Source organism: Acidiphilium sp. MT5 (assembly GCF_054767495.1).
In genome coordinates this window covers 1-16,557 of the sequence record NZ_BAABMR010000021.1, presented here as the reverse complement: position 1 = coordinate 16,557, position 16,557 = coordinate 1, and the positions used below count along the sequence as shown (strand labels likewise).

Annotated in this window: 17 protein-coding genes, 1 tRNA gene and 1 pseudogene; 12 read left to right on the top strand and 7 right to left on the bottom strand. The window is 61.5% G+C overall.

Annotated elements, in window-relative coordinates:
- The first annotated feature begins 458 nt into the window (after positions 1-458).
- Positions 459-737 carry a hypothetical protein gene (locus ACYUCQ_RS15650; RefSeq protein ID WP_460255487.1) on the top strand — a complete coding sequence of 93 codons (279 nt, stop codon included), beginning with the start codon at positions 459-461 and terminating at the stop codon, positions 735-737.
- A gap of 63 nt (positions 738-800) precedes the next feature.
- Here the strand turns inward: ACYUCQ_RS15650 and ACYUCQ_RS15645 are convergent.
- Positions 801-892, bottom strand: a tRNA-Ser gene (locus tag ACYUCQ_RS15645).
- Positions 893-1,009: 117 nt separating this feature from the next.
- Between ACYUCQ_RS15645 and ACYUCQ_RS15640 the strand changes: the two genes are divergently transcribed.
- Positions 1,010-2,473, top strand: coding sequence for an oligosaccharide flippase family protein (locus tag ACYUCQ_RS15640; protein ID WP_460255486.1), 1,464 nt, complete (start codon positions 1,010-1,012; stop codon positions 2,471-2,473).
- Here ACYUCQ_RS15640 and ACYUCQ_RS15635 read toward each other — a convergent pair.
- Positions 2,470-3,027, bottom strand: coding sequence for a Fur family transcriptional regulator (locus ACYUCQ_RS15635; protein WP_460255485.1), 558 nt, complete (start codon positions 3,025-3,027; stop codon positions 2,470-2,472). The two genes, ACYUCQ_RS15640 and ACYUCQ_RS15635, sit on opposite strands and share 4 nt — an antisense overlap.
- Positions 3,028-3,049: 22 nt before the next feature.
- On the opposite strand from ACYUCQ_RS15635, the gene ACYUCQ_RS15630 reads away from it, so the two are divergent.
- The gene (locus ACYUCQ_RS15630) at positions 3,050-4,174 is read left to right on the top strand and encodes a BaiN/RdsA family NAD(P)/FAD-dependent oxidoreductase (RefSeq protein ID WP_460255488.1); all 1,125 of its coding nucleotides are present in this window, start codon (positions 3,050-3,052) and stop codon (positions 4,172-4,174) included.
- Between the two features lie 26 nt (positions 4,175-4,200).
- Positions 4,201-4,521 (top strand): hypothetical protein, encoded by a 321-nt coding sequence (locus ACYUCQ_RS15625; RefSeq protein WP_460255484.1) that lies wholly within the window; start codon positions 4,201-4,203, stop codon positions 4,519-4,521.
- Between the two features lie 12 nt (positions 4,522-4,533).
- Here the strand turns inward: ACYUCQ_RS15625 and ACYUCQ_RS15620 are convergent, their stop codons facing one another.
- Entirely contained in the window at positions 4,534-5,733 is a 1,200-nt protein-coding gene (locus ACYUCQ_RS15620; protein ID WP_460255483.1) for a sodium:proton antiporter, read from the bottom strand.
- A 61-nt stretch (positions 5,734-5,794) separates the two neighbouring features.
- Between ACYUCQ_RS15620 and ACYUCQ_RS15615 the strand changes: the two genes are divergently transcribed.
- The 7 genes from ACYUCQ_RS15615 to ACYUCQ_RS15585 are packed head-to-tail and all read left to right on the top strand — an operon-like array spanning position 5,795 to position 12,156.
- The gene (locus ACYUCQ_RS15615) at positions 5,795-6,448 is read left to right on the top strand and encodes a CoxG family protein (RefSeq protein WP_460255482.1); all 654 of its coding nucleotides are present in this window, start codon (positions 5,795-5,797) and stop codon (positions 6,446-6,448) included.
- Positions 6,448-7,344, top strand: a complete 897-nt coding sequence (locus tag ACYUCQ_RS15610) for an AAA family ATPase (protein WP_460255481.1) — start codon at positions 6,448-6,450, stop codon at positions 7,342-7,344. The genes ACYUCQ_RS15615 and ACYUCQ_RS15610 overlap by 1 nt, the downstream gene beginning before the upstream one ends.
- Positions 7,341-8,567 carry a vWA domain-containing protein gene (locus ACYUCQ_RS15605; RefSeq protein ID WP_460255480.1) on the top strand — a complete coding sequence of 409 codons (1,227 nt, stop codon included), beginning with the start codon at positions 7,341-7,343 and terminating at the stop codon, positions 8,565-8,567. The genes ACYUCQ_RS15610 and ACYUCQ_RS15605 overlap by 4 nt, the downstream gene beginning before the upstream one ends.
- Positions 8,557-8,904 carry an XdhC family protein gene (locus ACYUCQ_RS15600; protein ID WP_460255479.1) on the top strand — a complete coding sequence of 116 codons (348 nt, stop codon included), beginning with the start codon at positions 8,557-8,559 and terminating at the stop codon, positions 8,902-8,904. Before ACYUCQ_RS15605 ends, ACYUCQ_RS15600 begins: the two co-directional genes overlap by 11 nt.
- The gene (locus ACYUCQ_RS15595) at positions 8,901-9,593 is read left to right on the top strand and encodes an XdhC family protein (protein ID WP_460255478.1); all 693 of its coding nucleotides are present in this window, start codon (positions 8,901-8,903) and stop codon (positions 9,591-9,593) included. The genes ACYUCQ_RS15600 and ACYUCQ_RS15595 overlap by 4 nt, the downstream gene beginning before the upstream one ends.
- On the top strand, positions 9,590-11,209 hold the full coding sequence (locus ACYUCQ_RS15590) for an NTP transferase domain-containing protein (RefSeq protein ID WP_460255477.1): 1,620 nt from the start codon (positions 9,590-9,592) through the stop codon (positions 11,207-11,209). Before ACYUCQ_RS15595 ends, ACYUCQ_RS15590 begins: the two co-directional genes overlap by 4 nt.
- Positions 11,206-12,156: a 2-hydroxyacid dehydrogenase gene (locus tag ACYUCQ_RS15585; protein WP_460255476.1), complete on the top strand. Its 951-nt coding sequence runs from the start codon at positions 11,206-11,208 to the stop codon at positions 12,154-12,156. Before ACYUCQ_RS15590 ends, ACYUCQ_RS15585 begins: the two co-directional genes overlap by 4 nt.
- A 27-nt stretch (positions 12,157-12,183) precedes the next feature.
- Here the strand turns inward: ACYUCQ_RS15585 and ACYUCQ_RS15580 are convergent, their stop codons facing one another.
- The 4 genes from ACYUCQ_RS15580 to ACYUCQ_RS15565 are packed head-to-tail and all read right to left on the bottom strand — an operon-like array spanning position 12,184 to position 16,204.
- Positions 12,184-13,035, bottom strand: a complete 852-nt coding sequence (locus ACYUCQ_RS15580; RefSeq protein WP_460255475.1) for a patatin-like phospholipase family protein — start codon at positions 13,033-13,035, stop codon at positions 12,184-12,186.
- Positions 13,028-13,783 (bottom strand): SDR family NAD(P)-dependent oxidoreductase, encoded by a 756-nt coding sequence (locus ACYUCQ_RS15575; protein ID WP_460255474.1) that lies wholly within the window; start codon positions 13,781-13,783, stop codon positions 13,028-13,030. The genes ACYUCQ_RS15580 and ACYUCQ_RS15575 overlap by 8 nt, the downstream gene beginning before the upstream one ends.
- Positions 13,784-13,814: 31 nt before the next feature.
- Positions 13,815-14,876, bottom strand: a complete 1,062-nt coding sequence (locus tag ACYUCQ_RS15570; RefSeq protein ID WP_460255473.1) for an alkene reductase — start codon at positions 14,874-14,876, stop codon at positions 13,815-13,817.
- A 23-nt stretch (positions 14,877-14,899) separates the two neighbouring features.
- Positions 14,900-16,204, bottom strand: a complete 1,305-nt coding sequence (locus ACYUCQ_RS15565; protein ID WP_460255472.1) for a citrate synthase — start codon at positions 16,202-16,204, stop codon at positions 14,900-14,902.
- 205 nt (positions 16,205-16,409) lie between these two features.
- Between ACYUCQ_RS15565 and ACYUCQ_RS15560 the strand changes: the two are divergent.
- Positions 16,410-16,557 (top strand): annotated as a pseudogene (locus ACYUCQ_RS15560) (IS110 family transposase); the annotation flags it as partial.

The following is a 16,557-nucleotide window of genomic DNA, read 5'->3' as shown; positions in this document are numbered from 1 at the left end:
GAGCAGGAGATAGTAATCGGTCGATCCGACGAGCGAGAGAATCCGTAAGGCCCAAAGGCGCACCCATGCCGTTCAAATGTTTGGATCTCGTTCGCGGAACCTATCTAGGCTGGCGGTCATTGGCCGCACAAAGAAGCCGGACACATGATCGCAATCGAACCGCCGCTAAATCTTGCAACGTCAGCTCTTGACCTCACCGGGCCGTCCACACATGGGCCATCTGGCACCGTATTTCGCTCCTCTCCCTCCGTTTCCGTTCTCTCTCCTGCAATCCCCGCCCAATCCGCAAACGGAAACCCGGGGCGAAATCTCAAACCGCGCCGGAGCCAGCGTCACAGCCCCGCACGGCCAAAAGGCGCGAAATTCCGGGGCAAAATGGCTGGCTGCTGCAAACATTCCCCGGCCACCACATCCCCTATGTTCGCGGCCATCTGATCCGCTTCCTCGAAGACCCCGATTTGTCGCTCCTCCACGCCGCAAACCCCCGAATCGGTCGCGTGCTGCGCCCAATCTGCCACATGCTCGCGATTCCGCTCCCCGCTTACCTCAAATTGCCGCGCAAACCGCGCACACCTCGCCCCAAACCACAGCGCAAACCAGCGCGGCGAAGCAAAAAACCAGAGCCGTCATTTTACGACTATATGCTGGCAAAATATCCTGCTCCGCCGCCACGCCCCACGCTCCCCGGCCATATTTACGAGCCACGCTCCCGCGCGAAAATCAACTTCGAGCGTTGAGCGCACAATCACGCCCAAATCGTTCCGGAGTAGAAATAAAAAGGAGCAAAACGAGCAAAAAAATGGCGGAGGGGATGGGATTCGAACCCACGAAACGATTTGACTCGTTTAACGGTTTAGCAAACCGCCGCCTTCGGCCACTCGGCCACCCCTCCGCCGGGGTACACGGCGTATGCCAGGGCGTTCTAGAGGGCGCCGCCGCGCTCGTAAAGGGTGGGGGCTATCGGCGCGCCAGAATCAATGGTTATCTGCATGCCGATGAGCCACCCAACATGAGCCTCGGACGCGGTGCAGCCCGTGGTGCCGCCTGGAATCTCGCGACCGTTCTGATCGAACGCAGCGTAGGCATGGCCGTGCTCGCCATTTTGCTCCGGCACGTCACCATCGCGGATGTCGGCATCGTCGCCATCGCGTCCGCCATCTCCGAAATTGGCCGCATGATCACCTCCGGCGGCGCGGGCGAGCAGGTGATTGCCTCGCCCGGCGACCGCGCGGTGGAGGCCGGCGCGTTCTGGGCGCAAATCATTCTGGCCCTGGCCTTCACCATCGCCTTGTTCGCCCTCGCCCCCACCATCGCCCACTGGTATGGCGACCCGGCTTTGGCCTGGGTCACCCGCGCTTTGGCCGCGAATATTTTTATCGGCGCCTTCCTGATCGTGCCCTCTGCGCGCCTCGCCCAGATCATGCGGTTCCGCGCCCTCAGCCTGATGTCACTCGGCAGCACCCTCCTCGGCGGCATCGTCGCCCTCTCTTTGGTGTATTCGGGCTATAATCTGCCGGCCCTAATCGCCCAACGCATCGTGGGCATCAGCTTTTACGCCGTCGCCGCCTCCATCGTGGCGCGTTGGCATCCGCCGGTCCCGCCGGGCTTGGCGCGCATCGGCGCGGCGCTGCGGTTTAATCTGCCAATGATGGCGGCGGGCTTTGTCGATTACATCGCCAATACCGGCTATGTGGTGCTGGTCGGCGCGCGCCTGCCCATCGTCGCGGTCGGGCAATTTCGCATCGCCCAACGCCTCGCCGAAGTGTTGCAAGAACTGGCAATTTTTCCCACCAGCAAAGTGTTTCTCCCGGTCTTCGTCGCCGTGCGCGATGATCCGGATCGGCGCTTTGCCATCGCGAAAAAACTTTGCGATGCGCTGGCAATCCTCTCCCTCGGCGTCGCCGCCGTGGCCGGGGCCGCCGCCACACCGATCACCATTTTGCTGTTTGGCCAACGCTGGGCCGCCGCCGGCCCGGTCTTTGGCGCGATGAGCCTGATCGTGCCCGCCGCCGCGCTCTATGCCTTCGTCAATCCCATGCTCACCGCCCTCAAGCGCCCCGGCCTGGTTTCGCTGTTCGCCGCCTTGAATGCCGCAACCATCGCCGCCGCCGCCTGGTTCGCCGCCCCGTTCGGGCTGATGGCCTTGGCCTGGACCCTGGCTGCGCGCGGCGCGCTCGCTGCCGGTTTATTGCTGCCCGCTTTTTCCATCGGCCTAGGCCGCTCCGCCAAACCGATCTTTTCGCTCCTAATCGCCCCGCTGTTCGGCTTGCTGATCGCCCGCCTCGCCGGGGAAATCGTCACCCGCGCCATCCCCGCCAGCACCGACCCGTTCAGCACCCTGCTCCTCGCCGGCGGTGCAGCCGGTGCCGCCTTCGCCGCCACCCTGCTGGTCTTTGCCCGCCGCCGCTCCTTGGCCCTGATCGCAACCTTGCTGCGCCTGTTCCGCCCCGTCCCCGCCTCAGCCGAAATCTAACCTGCCGCACAAGCCGCACAAACCCCGCTCACCTCCACCATGCTCGCCGACACCATAAAACCCAGCCGCGCCGCCGCCTGTGCTAACGCCTGCGCCATCGCCGGATCTTCGATTTCCGCCACCGCCCCGCAGCGTGCGCAAATAAAAAACTGGGCGGCATGGTCATGCTGCTCATCATCAATACAAGGAATAAACGCGCTGAGACTCTCCACCTTATGCACAAGCCGCGCCGCCAGCAAAAACTCCAGCGCCCGATACACCGTCGCCGGCGTCGCACCACGATGCAAAATGCGTAACCGCTCCAGCAACTCATACGCCGTCACCGGCCCGCTTGCGCTCAGCACCAGTTCAAACACCGCCCGGCGCAACGGCGTGAATCGCGCCCCGCGCCGCACACATAACGCCGCCGCCGCGTCCAGCCGTGCCTGCACCCCGATCTGCCCTGCCATCTCACCCCCATAACCCGCCTGCACCAACCGTGCTACCAAGCCCCTCGAAATAGCAAGGTCATTCGCATTGCCGCCCAGCCCCACCATCACGGATATCGTCATCATCGGCGCCGGCGCCGCCGGGCTGATGGCCGCCATCACCGCAGGCCAGCGGGGCCGGCGCGTGCTGCTGCTCGACCATGCCGACGAGCCGGGCAAAAAAATCCTGATCTCGGGGGGCGGGCGCTGCAATTTCACCAATCTGTACACCGCGCCGAACCGATTTTTCGGCACCAATCATCGCTTCCCAACCTCCGCCCTCAGCCGCTACACCCCGCAGCATTTTCTGGCCCTGATCGAAAAACACCACATCGCTTGGCACGAAAAAACCCTCGGCCAGCTTTTTTGCGATGGCTCCGCCCGCGCCATCGTCGCGATGCTACTCGCCGAAGCCGAAGCCGCCCGGGTCATCATCCGGCTGAACACCACCATCAGCGCGATCAGCAAGCCTGACCAATTTCACCTGGAAACCAGCACCGGCCCGGTTCGCGCCGAGTCGCTGATCCTCGCAACCGGTGGATTATCCATCCCCAAGCTCGGCGCGAGCGATTTTGCCCACCGGGTCGCCCGCCAATTTGCACTCCCCGTGATCGAGCCGCGCCCGGCCTTGGTTCCCGTCACCCTCGGCGATCCGATCCTCAGCCTCACCCAACCACTCGCCGGGGTTTCGCTGCCGGTGCGCGCGAAGGCCGGCAAAATCGCGTTCGATGAAGCCCTGCTGTTCACCCATCGCGGCCTATCCGGCCCGGCGATTCTGCAAATTTCAACACCCTGGCGGCCAGGAGGCACCATCATGCTCGATTTGCTGCCCAACAGCCCGCCCGATTTTCTGCGCCGCGCCAAACAGGCCAACCCGAAAATGGCGCTCCGCACCGCGCTGAGCGAAACCATGCCGCACCGGCTGGCCACCGCCCTCGCCCCCGCCGCCATCGCCGCCGCACCGCTGACCACCCTGCCGGACCGCACGCTCAACGCCCTCGCCGAATCGCTCAAAGCCTGGCCCATCACACCCACCGGCACCGAGGGCTATGCCAAAGCCGAAGTCACCAGCGGCGGGATCGACACCAACGCGCTCTCCTCGCAAACCATGCAAGTCCGCTCTGTCCCCGGCCTGTTCGCCATTGGCGAGGCCGTGGATGTCACGGGCTGGCTCGGCGGCTATAATTTCCAATGGGCCTGGGCCAGCGGCGTCGCCGCCGGCCATGCCGCCTGATTTTTAATCGGAATAGGAGCGAAACCATGACCGTAGAAGACCTCACCAACTGGGCGCTCGCCAATGGCTGGCAAATGATCGCGGGCCATCCGAGCCTGACCAAGCCCTCCGCGCCGAAGGAGGCCATTGTGCGCTTGATCCTGAAAGCCACCGTGGCGCAGCTCGAAGCGAAAAAACCCGCGGGCAAATGGGAAAAACTCGCCAGCGCCCCCTATGCCAGCATCGAGATGGACCCCATCGCCGAGCTGCCGACCCAACTCGGCTTCACCACCCTGCAAGGCTTCCGGGTCTTGATGGAGGATAATAAAAATCGCGCGGTGTTCGCGAATTTCCCGAAATCGCGTTGAAACGGCGCGAATTTATCGAAAAAACACCAGGGTTTCGATGAGCAAAATCGGCACCAGCATTGCACTCGCCACCAGCGCATAGCCCAGAAATCCGGGCATTTTGACGCCCCTTCGCGCCGCGATGGCGCGGATCATCAAATTCGGCGCATTGCCCAAATAGGTCAGCGCGCCAAACAGCACGGAGCCCGCCGAAAACGATGGGAGCAGCCGCGCCAGATCAGGCCCCGCCGCCTGAAAAAACATCAAATAGGTTGGCGCACTATCGAGCAGCGCCGAGCAAATGCCCGACGCCCAAAACCACAAGGCCGGATCGCGCCCAAGCGGCAGGCGCGACACGGCCTGCAACACCGGCGGGATTGTTGCAAAAATGGCGAAAAACAGCACAGCAATCTCGCGCATCGGCGTCCAAGCGAAACGATTGCGCGCCCGCACCCGCTTCGAGCTGGTCGCCTCGGAAATCCCGATCAGCAGCAACGCCAAGAAGCTCAGCGCCGCCTGGCCATAGGGCAAGAGCGGGCTGACGGCGATGGAAGCCACGAACAAAACCAGCATCGCCCCGTTCAATCCGCCGCGCAGCACCAGCTTGCGCGCAGCGGGCAGCGTCTCGCGCGCGGCCAACCGGCGATCGATCCCATACACCAAAGCGAGCACCGGCACGGTGATCCCCAGCATCGGCGCGAGCAAATGCGTGGTCGGCCAGAAAAACGGCACACCCCGCAAAAATCCCAATAACAACGGCGGATCACCCAGCGGCGAGAGCGCGCCGCCAACATTGCCGACCAGAATGATAAAGCCAATCACCAAATGGCGCTTCTCATACCGCGCCGCATTCGAAGCGAGCAGCGGATGGATCAGCAACAGCGAGGCCCCGATCGTGCCGATGACACTCGCGAGCATGGTGCCAAGAGCGAGGAGCAAAACATTGCCGAATGGCCGCCCAAACGGGCCGCCGGCGATCAAAATTCCACCACTCAGCACATACAGGGCCATCAGCACCGCCATAAACGGCGCAAAATCCTCGAATGTCGTGCGCGCGAGCCCCGCAAACGCCGCAACCGGGCCATGCAGAACCACGGCGATGATCACCGCCAGCCCCACCAGCCCCAGCGTCAAGGACACCATCCGCCGGTGCCAGAAATGCGGCGCCAAGCTGGGCAGCAGCGCAAAGCTGAGCAGCACCAGGGTAAAGGGCAGGAGCGGTATGAGTGTCACACTTGCATCAAGGTTTGCATGTCGGCCAACGGCAAACTATCCTATTGCGGGAGGCGGCGCGATGGCCGCCAGCGCAATGGAGACGCAGAGCATGGATATGAATGGAGAGCGGCTGATCGCCGCACCACGGACCGTCGTTTGGGCCGCTTTGAACGACCCCGAAACGCTCAAAGCCTGTATTCCGGGCTGTGAATCCATCGAGAAGCTCTCCGATACCGATTTGCAAGCGGTTGTTGCCGTTAAAGTCGGGCCGATCTCGGCGCGATTCAACGGTAAAGTGACGCTATCGGATATTGATGCGCCCAAAAGCTATAAAATTACCGGCGAAGGCCAAGGCGGCGGCGCCGGTTTTGGCAAAGGCTCGGCGGATGTTCATTTGATCGAGACCGAGGGCGGCACCACCCTAACCTACCAGGTCAACGCCCAAGTCGGCGGGAAAATGGCGCAGGTTGGATCACGATTGATTGATTCGGTCGCCAAATCGCTCGCCGAGACATTTTTCACCCGCTTTTCCGAGCGCGTGGCACCGACGCCGCCGGTCGTTACTGACGGCGATGCGGTGGACCACGCCGCCGGTCATGATGATCACGGCCACGATCCGAACGCGCCGGACCCGAGCAATCCCAAAGTCGCGGGCTTGCCGATTGGGATTTGGATCCCGATGGTGATTTCGATTGCCGTCATCGCCATCGTGCTCTGGCGGTTCCTCGGCTGATGGTCGATTTACCCCACAGCGTTGCGGATACCGAAACCCTGTTGCGCGGGCAGAATTATTTGGCTGACCGCGCGCTGGCCACCAGCGTGCATCTGGCGATGGCGATGGGGCGGCCATTGTTTTTGGAAGGTGAGCCAGGCACTGGCAAAACTGAAATCGCCAAAGTGCTCGCCGCCGGATTGGACCGCCGACTGGTGCGGCTGCAATGCTATGACGGGCTTGATTTGGCCGCCGCCGCCTATGAGTGGGACCATGCGCGCCAGTTGATGGCGATTCGCCTTGCTGAAACCGATGGGGCCAGTCGGCAAAGCTTGGCTGCGGGCTTGTATAGTCGCGATTATTTACTCACCCGCCCGCTGCTCTCAGCGATTGATCCGGCCTTGCCCCCAGCGGTTTTGCTGATTGATGAGCTTGACCGTGCCGATGAGCCGTTCGAGGCATTTTTGCTGGAATTGCTTGCCGATTTCCAAATCACCATCCCGGAGCTTGGCACCATTCGCGCGGCCATCAAGCCGATTGTGGTGATCACCTCCAATCGCACGCGCGAGGTGCATGATGCGATCCGCAGGCGCTGCCTGTATCATTGGGTAGGCTATCCAGATGCACCGCGCGAACGGGCGATTCTTGCGGCGCGGGCGCCGGGGGTTCCTGCCAAACTCTCTGCGCAGGTGGTGAGTTTTGTCCAGCAAGTACGCAAGATGGATATTTTCAAACAGCCCGGCGTTGCCGAAACCATCGATTGGGCCTCGTGCCTTGCCGCGTTAGACGCGCACGAACTCGCGCCGGGGGCGGTGCAAGATACGCTTGGCGCGCTGCTGAAATATCAAGATGACATCGAAAAACTCCAAGGCGAGGCCATCGAGAAACTCACCGCGGAGGCGACGGGCGCGGCATGACCAGCGCCCCGCTCGCGCCGGATCAGGGGGTGCTGGGCGCGAATGTGATGCATTTTGCCCGGCTATTGCGCCGGGCCGGCTTGCGCATCGGGCCGGGTGAAACCATCGTCGCGGTGCAGGCCCTCAGCGCGATCGATATCAGTGATCGGCGCAGCCTGCGCGCGGCGCTGCGAGCAGTGATGCTGCGCCGCCATGAGGATGAATTGCTGTTCGACCAGGCTTTTGATTTGTTCTGGCGCAATCCTGATGCGGCGCGTTTTGCCGAAATTCTGGCGGCCATGGAAGGCCGTGCGCCCAACCAGGAAAAAGCCCCTGCCGGATCACGCCGGTTGGCCGAGGCGATGTCTGCCGCGAAATCACGCGAGCGCCCGCCAGACCCTGATGAAAAGCGTGAGATTAATGCGCAACTCACGGCCTCCACCCAAGAAAAATTGGAAACCATGGATTTCGAGGCGATGAGCGCCGCCGAAATCAATGATGCCAAAACCGAGATTGCCCGGCTTAGCTTGCCGCTTGATGAACGGCGCACCCGGCGCACCCGCGCCGCCGCGCGCGGAACGGCGATTGATTTGAAAGCGACCTTGCGCCGCTCGCTGCGCCATTCAGGCGAAATCCTCGATCTCAGCCGCCGTGCGCCGCTCAGCAAACCACCCCCTTTGGTGGTGCTGTGCGATATTTCCGGCTCAATGGCGCGCTATGCGCAAATTCTGCTGCATTTTTTACACGCTGTGGCCAATGATCGCGACCGCGTCACGGTGTTTTTATTCGGCACCCGATTGACCAACATTACCCGGCAATTGGCACGGCGCGATCCTGAGGCCGCGTTTGAGGCGGTGGCAGGCATTGTGCCTGATTGGTCGGGCGGCACGCGGATTGGCGAAGCGATCGAGCAGTTCAATCGGCTTTGGGCGCGGCGCACCCTGGCGCAAGGGGCGGTTGTATTGTTAGTCACCGATGGTCTGGACCGCGATGGCGCTGCCGGCTTGGCGGAAGCCATGGCACGGCTGCACCGCTCATCACGACGACTGATTTGGTTGAACCCATTGCTACGTTATTCCGGTTTTGCACCCATCACTCAAGGGGCGAAAGCGATGTTACCGCATATCGATGAGTTCAGGCCGGTGCATAGCCTCGCGAGTTTACGTTCATTGATCGAAGCCCTGTCGCGCCCCGCGCCTGCACGCGGCCGCTTGCCATCAAGGAGTGCCAGCTATGACCACTGATCACAGAGCGCTGCCGGTGCGTGGTGCTGAGGATATTTTGGGCATCGCCGCCGATTGGCGTGCCGCCGGCGAAACAATTGCCATCGCCACGGTTATTCAAAGTTGGGGCAGTTCACCCCGACCGGCGGGGAGCCGTATGGCGCTCACCGAAACCGGCAAGATGGAAGGCTCGGTCTCCGGTGGCTGCATTGAAGGTGCGGTTGCCGATGCCGCTTTAGAGGTGATGAAGACCGGCATTGCCCAGGTTTTGACCTATGGCGTGAGCGATGAGTCCGCCTGGGCGGTTGGGCTGGCCTGCGGCGGGCAGGTGAGTGTGCTGGTTGAGAAACTAACATGATTCATGCCCATCTGCTCCGGCTGCGCCAAGCCGCCGCCGAACGCGAGCCGGTTGCTTATGCGGTGCGGCTCGCTGATGGCACGGGCTTTGTGCTGCCCGATCAAGCGGCGCCGCCAGCGATCAATCAGGCTGGCGCTGACGCCTTAAGCGCTGACCGCATTGGCGTTGTGGAGATTGACGGGGAGTCTTGGTTTATCGAAGCGCGCAACCCGGCACCGCGCTTGGTGGTGGTGGGGGCTGTGCATATTGCGCAGGCTCTTGCGCCGTTAGCGGTTGCCGCTGGGTTTGATGTAACGGTAATTGATCCGCGCACCGGCTTTGCTGCACCGGAGCGATTCCCCGGTGTGCGGATTGACACAGCCTGGCCGGATGAAGCGTTAGAGGTGTTGCAGCCGGACTCCCGCACCGCCATTGTCACGCTCACCCATGACCCGAAATTAGATGATCCCGCCTTGATCAGTGCGCTCCGCTCGGATGCGTTCTATATCGGGGCCCTCGGCTCCAGCCGCACCCACGCCAAGCGACTGGACCGCTTGCGTGCGCTTGGCTTTGATGAGGCCGCCTTTGCCCGCATTGCCGCACCCGTCGGATTGGATATTGGCGCGCGCACGGCTCCCGAAATTGCAATCTCGGTGATTGCCGAAGTGGTCGGCGCACGGCGCGGCAAACGGCGCGAGCGCGGCGCGTGATCTTTGCCACCCGCGCCCCCGCGCCGACGTTGATCGGTGCCATTTTGGCGCATTCGCTGCGGCTCTCCAGTGGGTTAATCGCCAAAGGCACCCCTCTCACCGAACAGCATCTCACCGCCATCCAGGCGGCGGGGATCGAGAAAATCAGCATCGCGATGTTAGAATCGGGCGATTGCCCCGAGGCGGAGGCGGCACGCCGTTTGGGCGTGATGCTCGCCGGCACAGGATTACGGGCAGGCGCGCCGGTTCATGGGCGGGTCAATCTTTTTGCCGTGCATGCCGGTATTCTTGTCCTGCAACCAGACCGGATTAACGCGCTCAATAGGCTGGATGAGGCGATCACCCTCGCGACGCTTCCTGATGCCACGCGCCTGACCGAGGGCGAGATGGTGGCAACGCTTAAAATCATTCCATTTGCGGTGCCTGAAACCGTGTTAGAGCGCGCAGCGCAGCATTTGGCCGGCGCGCCCGCGCTGCTGGTGCGGCCCTTCCGTCCGATGCGCGTTGGGCTGGTGCTCTCGCAATTGCCGCATGTCAAAGATAGTGTGATTACCGCAACAATTGCGGTAACCAAAGCGCGGGTGCAGGCTCGTGGCGGCCATTTGCTCGCCCCGCGCATTGAGCCCCATGAGACCGGCCCGATTGCCGCTGCCGTCGAGCGACTACTGGCGGAGGGAGCCGAGCTCCTCTTGATTGCCGGAGCTTCCGCCGTTACGGATCGGGGCGATGTCGCACCGGGTGCCATTGTTGCGGCGGGCGGGATGATTGAGCGGTTTGGTATGCCGGTCGATCCTGGCAATCTGCTGTGTTTTGGCCGTATTGGCCCTGTGCCCGCGATTGTGTTGCCGGGTTGTGCGCGGAGCCCGAAGCTCAATGGTATTGATTTTGTGTTAGACCGCGCCTTTGCTGACGAACCGCTTGATTCTGCGGCCATTGCCCAGATGGGCGTTGGCGGTTTGCTGAAGGATTTTGCTGCACGGCCAGCGCGTCGGCAGGTGCGCGATCGGCCGCGCAGCATGCCGAGGATTGCGGCGATCATTCTGGCCGCCGGCAAATCCTCCCGCGCCGCGCCGCGCCATAAATTATTATCAAAATTGCGCGACGGGCGTACATTGATCGAAACCACGGTCGATCACGCACTCGCGGCGGGCGTGCGCCCGGTGATTGTGGTGACCGGCCACGCCGCCTCCTTGGTGCAACAAAGCGTGCAGGGGCGTGACATTCAGCTTGTGCAAGCACCACACTATGAAGCCGGGTTGGCTGAAAGTTTGAAGGCGGGGATTGCGGCGTTGCCCGAGGCGATTGATGCCGCGCTGATTTGTCTGGGCGATATGCCGCTGGTTGACGCGGCTTCGCTGCGTCAGATCATCGCGGCCTATGATCCGGATGAAGGCCGCGCCATTATTGTGCCCGCCCATCGCGGCAAGCGCGGCAACCCGGTATTGTGGGATCGGCGATTTTTCCCGTTGATGGCGGCACTTAATGGTGATGAAGGGGCGCGCAGCCTATTTGCGCAACACGCCGAGGCCGTTGCGGAAGTCGCGATGGCGGATGATGCGGTGTTGCGGGATTTTGACACGATTGAGGCGTTAGAAGCATTGGAGCGCGGCGGATGAAACAATTGGTGGTGACCCGAACTTTGCCTGAAGCGGTGATGGCGCGGGTGGCTGCGCATTATCGCCCGATCATGTTAGATCAAACCGGCGCCTTTGATGCGGAGGCGTTTCTGGCGGCGCTCAAGGATGCCGATGCCGCTTTGGTGACACCCGCCGATCGCATTGACGCGGTGATCATTGGGCGGTTTCCGCCGTCAGTGCGCGTGTTAGGGACGTTTTCGGTGGGCACCGATCATATTGATCTAGAGGCAGCGCGCGCGCGGAGTTTGCCGGTGGTCAACACGCCGGATGTGCTGTCATTTGCGACTGCCGAACTGGCGCTGACCCTGATGCTGATGGCGGCGCGCCGGGCCGGTGAAGCGGAACGGCTGGTGCGGGCGGGCGGCTGGCGCGGTTGGACGCCCGATTTCATGATGGGCCGCACGCTGGAGGGCAAAACACTCGGTATTTTGGGGCTCGGACGGATCGGCTTGGCGCTCGCGCGGATGGCGCGCGGGCTATCGATGCGGATTATTTATCATAATCGCCGTGAGGCCGAGCAGGCGGACGGTGCCGTGTTTATCGCTGATGAAGCGAGTTTTCTGCGTTCCTGCGATGTGCTCTCCATCCATTTGCCGGGCGGAGCGGCGACGCTTCATTGGCTGAACACAGCGCGCATCGCGCAGATAAAGCACGGTGCGATTGTGGTAAATACCGGTCGTGGCTCGACCATTGATGATGATGCGCTGATCGCGGCATTGCGCTCGGGGCAGATTGCCGCTGCGGGGCTTGATGTTTTCGCGCAGGAGCCGAGAGTGCCGCACGCCTATCTGGCGTTAGAGAATGTGGTGCTACTGCCGCATATTGGCAGTGCCACGTTGGAGACGCGGGTGGCGATGGGTATGCTCGCGTTAGACGGGATTGAGGCGATATTGGCTGGACGCACGCCGGGTAATCGCGTGGTGTAAGCAGGGTGCTTCAACCGCCTACGCCGCTCAGGCAGTTTGCTCACGATCAAGCGTGGCGAGGGCTGATTTGGCGGCTCGATAGCCGGACTCGATCAGAAATTCGCGGGTTTTGACAGTGATATTGACATCGAAAATTGGAATATCCTTGCATTCGGCATAGGCGATGGCGGTGCCTTTGGTGGCGGCATTTTTGAGAACATGTTCGTTGTTAGCAAGGAATAATATTTCGATATCGCGCACCAACAAGCCCAGCAGGCTCGGCACCCCATCGATCGGGCGGGCGCGGCCACCGACCATGACCGCGATTTTATCGGGCGTGGTGAGCATATCTACTGGAATATCATCATAAAGCCCGCCATCCTGCAAATAGGCGTTCTGATAACAAGCCGGCGGAAATACCAGCGGAAAAGCCGCCGAGGCAAACGCCGCCTCGGATAAAGGCGCTGTCGGGGTTGTGCGGCTGCTCCAGATTTGGCTCGTTTCGGTGCTCAGATTGGAGGCCAAGATGGTGCAGGGAACACGGGTTTGACCGAAGGTTTTATCACCGAGTGTGTTGGTCAGCCAGGCGCGAAACGGCTCTGGATTGACCAGCCCTTTGGTGAAAAACAACCGGAGCAGCGCAATCGGGCCAGCGCTGATCGGCACTAACGCGCGGAAATCAGCCGTGAGATATAGGCTGCGCATTGCTCCGATGCTCAAGCCTGCGCCATAGCAGGCCGCGATGATGGCCCCGCCGCTGGTGCCCGCGATTTCGGCAATCTCAACATGCGCATCGGCAATCGCTTGAAGCGCGCCGATATGCGCACCGAGCAATAAACCCGAGCCAGACAGGGCAACGCCGATGGGGGTTTTGCCCGTCTCGGCGCCGAGGTCAGACATAGGCGCCGAGCAATTGCCCGCCATCCACGCAGATATTCTGGCCGGTGACCCAACGTGCCGCGGGCGAGGCGAGAAAGAGCGCGACCTCGGCGACTTCTTCAGCGGTGCCAAACCGGCCAAACGGGATCGAGGCGAGGGTTGCTTGATAGAGGGCGGGGTTATCGTGCTTGCGTTGATCCCAGACCCCGCCTGGAAACTCGATGGCGCCGGGCGAGATGGCGTTCACCCTGATCCGTTGCCGTGACAGCACCCGCGCCTGGGTGGTGGTGTATTGGATTGCCGCCGCCTTCGCCGCCGCATACGGGGCGCTGCGGTTGGACGCGCGCAGGCCGGAAATCGAGGCGATATTGATAATTGAGGGAAAATCGGAAGTCTCCAGGAACGGCATGGCAATTTGGCTTGCACGCACAATGGCCATGACATCGACATTCAAAGAGGCCGCCCAGCCGGTTTCATCATCGGTCATGCCAAAACCCGACGCGTTATTCACTAACACGTCAATGCCGCCAAGCGCACCGGCGGCTTCGGGGATGAAGCCGGCGATTTGCTGCGCGTCCGCCAGATCGCAGGGGGCGGCGAAAATATTGGTGCGGTGCTCGGCCAGAGATTTGCGCGCCGCCTCAAGCCCTGCGGCACCGCGCGCGCAAATCGCGACATCGGCGCCGCGTGCGGCAAAGCCATGGGCGATAGCGAGGCCAATGCCGCGACTGCCGCCCATGACGATAATTTTCTGGCCTTTGAAATTCATCTTTCCTCCGATGCGGCCAGAACGAGGCCGGTTATGCGGCCTTCTGGGCCATGGGGTAATCAGTATAGCCTTCGGCGCCGCCTTGGTAAAACCCTTGCATGTTCGGCGGATTGAGCGGCAAATTGCCCGCGAACCGCTCGACCAGATCGGGGTTGGCGATATAAAGCTTGCCGAACGCCACCGCATCCGCCTCGCCCGCGGCAATCGCGGCTTCCGCGCTCGCCTGATCATAGCCCTCATTCGCGATATAGACGCCGCCAAACAGGGATTTGAGCTGCGGGCCAATCGCGTCTGCGGCTTTGTGTTCGCGTGCGCAAATAAACGCGATTTTGCGCGCGCCGAGTTGCCGCGCCACGTAGCCGAATGTTGCCAATTTATCAGAATCGCCCATGCTATGGGCATCGCCACGCGGCGCGAGATGCATACCCACCCGATCCGCACCCCAAACGCTGATCGCGGCATCGGTCACATCGAGCATCAGCCGGGCGCGGTTTTCCACCGAACCGCCATAGTCATCATCGCGCTGATTGGTGGAATCTTGCAAGAATTGATCGAGCAAATAGCCGTTCGCCCCGTGAATCTCCACGCCATCAAAGCCGGCGCGTTGCGCATTTTCGGCAGCGCGGCGATAGGAAGCGATGATGCCGGGGATTTCCGCATGATCGAGCGCGCGCGGTGTGACGAAGGGCTTTTCAGGCCGCACCAAGCTAACATGGCCAGACGCGGCAATGGCGCTCGGCGCCACCGGCAGAGCACCATCCAAGAACATCGGATCGGAAATCCGCCCGACATGCCAAAGCTGCGCCAGAATCAGCCCGCCTTCGCGATGCACCGCCTCGGTGATCAACCGCCAGCCGGCCACTTGCTCCTCAGACCACAAGCCTGGGGTTGCGGCATAGCCGACACCCATCGGTGTGACCGAAGTGGCTTCGGACAAAATCATGCCCGATGAGGCGCGCTGGGCATAGTACTCGGCCATCAGCGCGTTAGGAACACGAACATCGCCCGCCCGCGCGCGGGTCAGCGGTGCCATGACAATACGGTTGCGCAAGGTAAAAGCGCCGACGCGGAGCGGCAAAAACAGGTTCGACATGAGGCTATTGATTTCCGTTAGGGTTAGCGGGCAGCGATTTCAACATAATCGCGTTGCGGCGCGCCGGTATAGAGCTGGCGCGGACGGCCAATGCGTTGCAGCGGGTCTTCGATCATCTCCATCCATTGGCTGATCCAGCCGGTGGTGCGCGCCAAGGCGAACAAAGGTGTGAACATGGTGGTGGGGAAACCCATGGCTTTCAAGATGATCCCAGAATAGAAATCGACATTGGGATAGAGTTTACGACTGACGAAATAATCGTCATTGAGCGCGATCTTTTCAAGCTCGATGGCCAAATCCAGCAGCGGATCTTTGACGCCCAGCTCCCCGAGCACCTCATAGCAGGTGCGCTGCATGATTTTCGCGCGCGGATCGAAGTTTTTATAAACCCGATGGCCGAACCCCATCAGCTTGGTGTGGCTGTTTTTGTCTTTGACTTCGGCGATGAAGGCTGGAATTTTGCTCTTATCGCCAATTTCCTCCAGCATTTTCAACACCGCCTCATTGGCCCCGCCATGGGCAGGCCCCCACAACGCCGCGATGCCCGAGGCGATGCAGGCGAACGGGTTGGCGCCGGTGGAGCCGGCGAGCCGGACCGTTGAGGTTGAGGCGTTTTGCTCGTGATCGGCGTGCAGGATCATGATCAGATCCATCGCCCGCTCCAGGATCGGGTTTTTCCGATAGGATTCCGGCGGCACCGCGTTCATCATATAGAGAAAATTCTCCGCATAGGACAAATCATTGCGCGGATACATGAAGGGCTGGCCGACCGAATATTTATAGGCCCAGGCGGTGATGGTCGGGATTTTGGCGATCAGGCGATAGGCGCTGATTTCACGCTCACGCGGGTCGTTGATGTTCACACTTTCGGGATAAAACGCGGACATCGCGCCCACCACGCCGCAGAGCACCGCCATCGGGTGCGCATCGCGGCGGAAACCCTCCCAGAAGCGGCGGATTTGCTCATGCAGCATGGTGTGGCGGGTGATGCCGGTGGAGAAGGTCTCGAACTCAGCACTGGTCGGCAACTCGCCATACATCAGCAAATAGGCCACTTCGAGGAAGGTCGATTTCTCGGCGAGCTGCTCGATCGGGTAGCCGCGATAGAGCAAAACCCCGGCATCGCCATCGATATAGGTGATTTTGCTCTCGCACGAGGCGGTTTCGCCGTAGCCAGGGTCGAAGGTGAAAATGCCGAGATCGGACTGAAGCTTACGAATATCAGCGACTTGTGGCCCCAGCGTGCCCGACAAAAGCTTGAGTTGCGCCGATCGGTTCGATCCGGGAAGCGTGAGGGTGGCGTGATCGGCGTTATTGACCTTGTCCATGGCTAATCCCCTGTTCGAGCATGGCACCGGGGTTGGCCCGGGCGTCCGATAGCAAGATAGGCCCGAACCCCCGATCTGCGCAACCTTCGCGGTTGCAACATAACTCTGATACCAGCCAGCGTAACCGCTGACTGTTGGTGTGGACGGCCCAACGGCATCATGTGCCAAAGTTGAGTTGTTCAAATCCAATGAAAGGGCCGCCCGAATGAAGTTTAAGCGCATTGCGATTGATACGTCCAAACATGTTTTCACGATCCATGGTGTGGATGAGCAGGAGCGACCGGTGCTCCGGCGGGAACTCAAGCGTGACCAAGTGGAAGCTTTTTTCAGGAAACTGCCCGCAACGGATGTGG

Coding starts and splice junctions, on each gene's coding strand:
- ACYUCQ_RS15595 (WP_460255478.1), top strand. CDS start 8,901: ATGATTCATGCCCATCTGCTCCGGCTGCGCCAAGCCGCCGCCGAACGC.
- ACYUCQ_RS15625 (WP_460255484.1), top strand. CDS start 4,201: ATGACCGTAGAAGACCTCACCAACTGGGCGCTCGCCAATGGCTGGCAA.
- ACYUCQ_RS15630 (WP_460255488.1), top strand. CDS start 3,050: ATGGCCGCCATCACCGCAGGCCAGCGGGGCCGGCGCGTGCTGCTGCTC.
- ACYUCQ_RS15635 (WP_460255485.1), bottom strand. CDS start 3,027: ATGATGACGATATCCGTGATGGTGGGGCTGGGCGGCAATGCGAATGAC.
- ACYUCQ_RS15640 (WP_460255486.1), top strand. CDS start 1,010: ATGAGCCTCGGACGCGGTGCAGCCCGTGGTGCCGCCTGGAATCTCGCG.
- ACYUCQ_RS15600 (WP_460255479.1), top strand. CDS start 8,557: ATGACCACTGATCACAGAGCGCTGCCGGTGCGTGGTGCTGAGGATATT.
- ACYUCQ_RS15570 (WP_460255473.1), bottom strand. CDS start 14,876: ATGTCGAACCTGTTTTTGCCGCTCCGCGTCGGCGCTTTTACCTTGCGC.
- ACYUCQ_RS15615 (WP_460255482.1), top strand. CDS start 5,795: ATGGCCGCCAGCGCAATGGAGACGCAGAGCATGGATATGAATGGAGAG.
- ACYUCQ_RS15575 (WP_460255474.1), bottom strand. CDS start 13,783: ATGAATTTCAAAGGCCAGAAAATTATCGTCATGGGCGGCAGTCGCGGC.
- ACYUCQ_RS15580 (WP_460255475.1), bottom strand. CDS start 13,035: ATGTCTGACCTCGGCGCCGAGACGGGCAAAACCCCCATCGGCGTTGCC.
- ACYUCQ_RS15565 (WP_460255472.1), bottom strand. CDS start 16,204: ATGGACAAGGTCAATAACGCCGATCACGCCACCCTCACGCTTCCCGGA.
- ACYUCQ_RS15585 (WP_460255476.1), top strand. CDS start 11,206: ATGAAACAATTGGTGGTGACCCGAACTTTGCCTGAAGCGGTGATGGCG.
- ACYUCQ_RS15605 (WP_460255480.1), top strand. CDS start 7,341: ATGACCAGCGCCCCGCTCGCGCCGGATCAGGGGGTGCTGGGCGCGAAT.
- ACYUCQ_RS15610 (WP_460255481.1), top strand. CDS start 6,448: ATGGTCGATTTACCCCACAGCGTTGCGGATACCGAAACCCTGTTGCGC.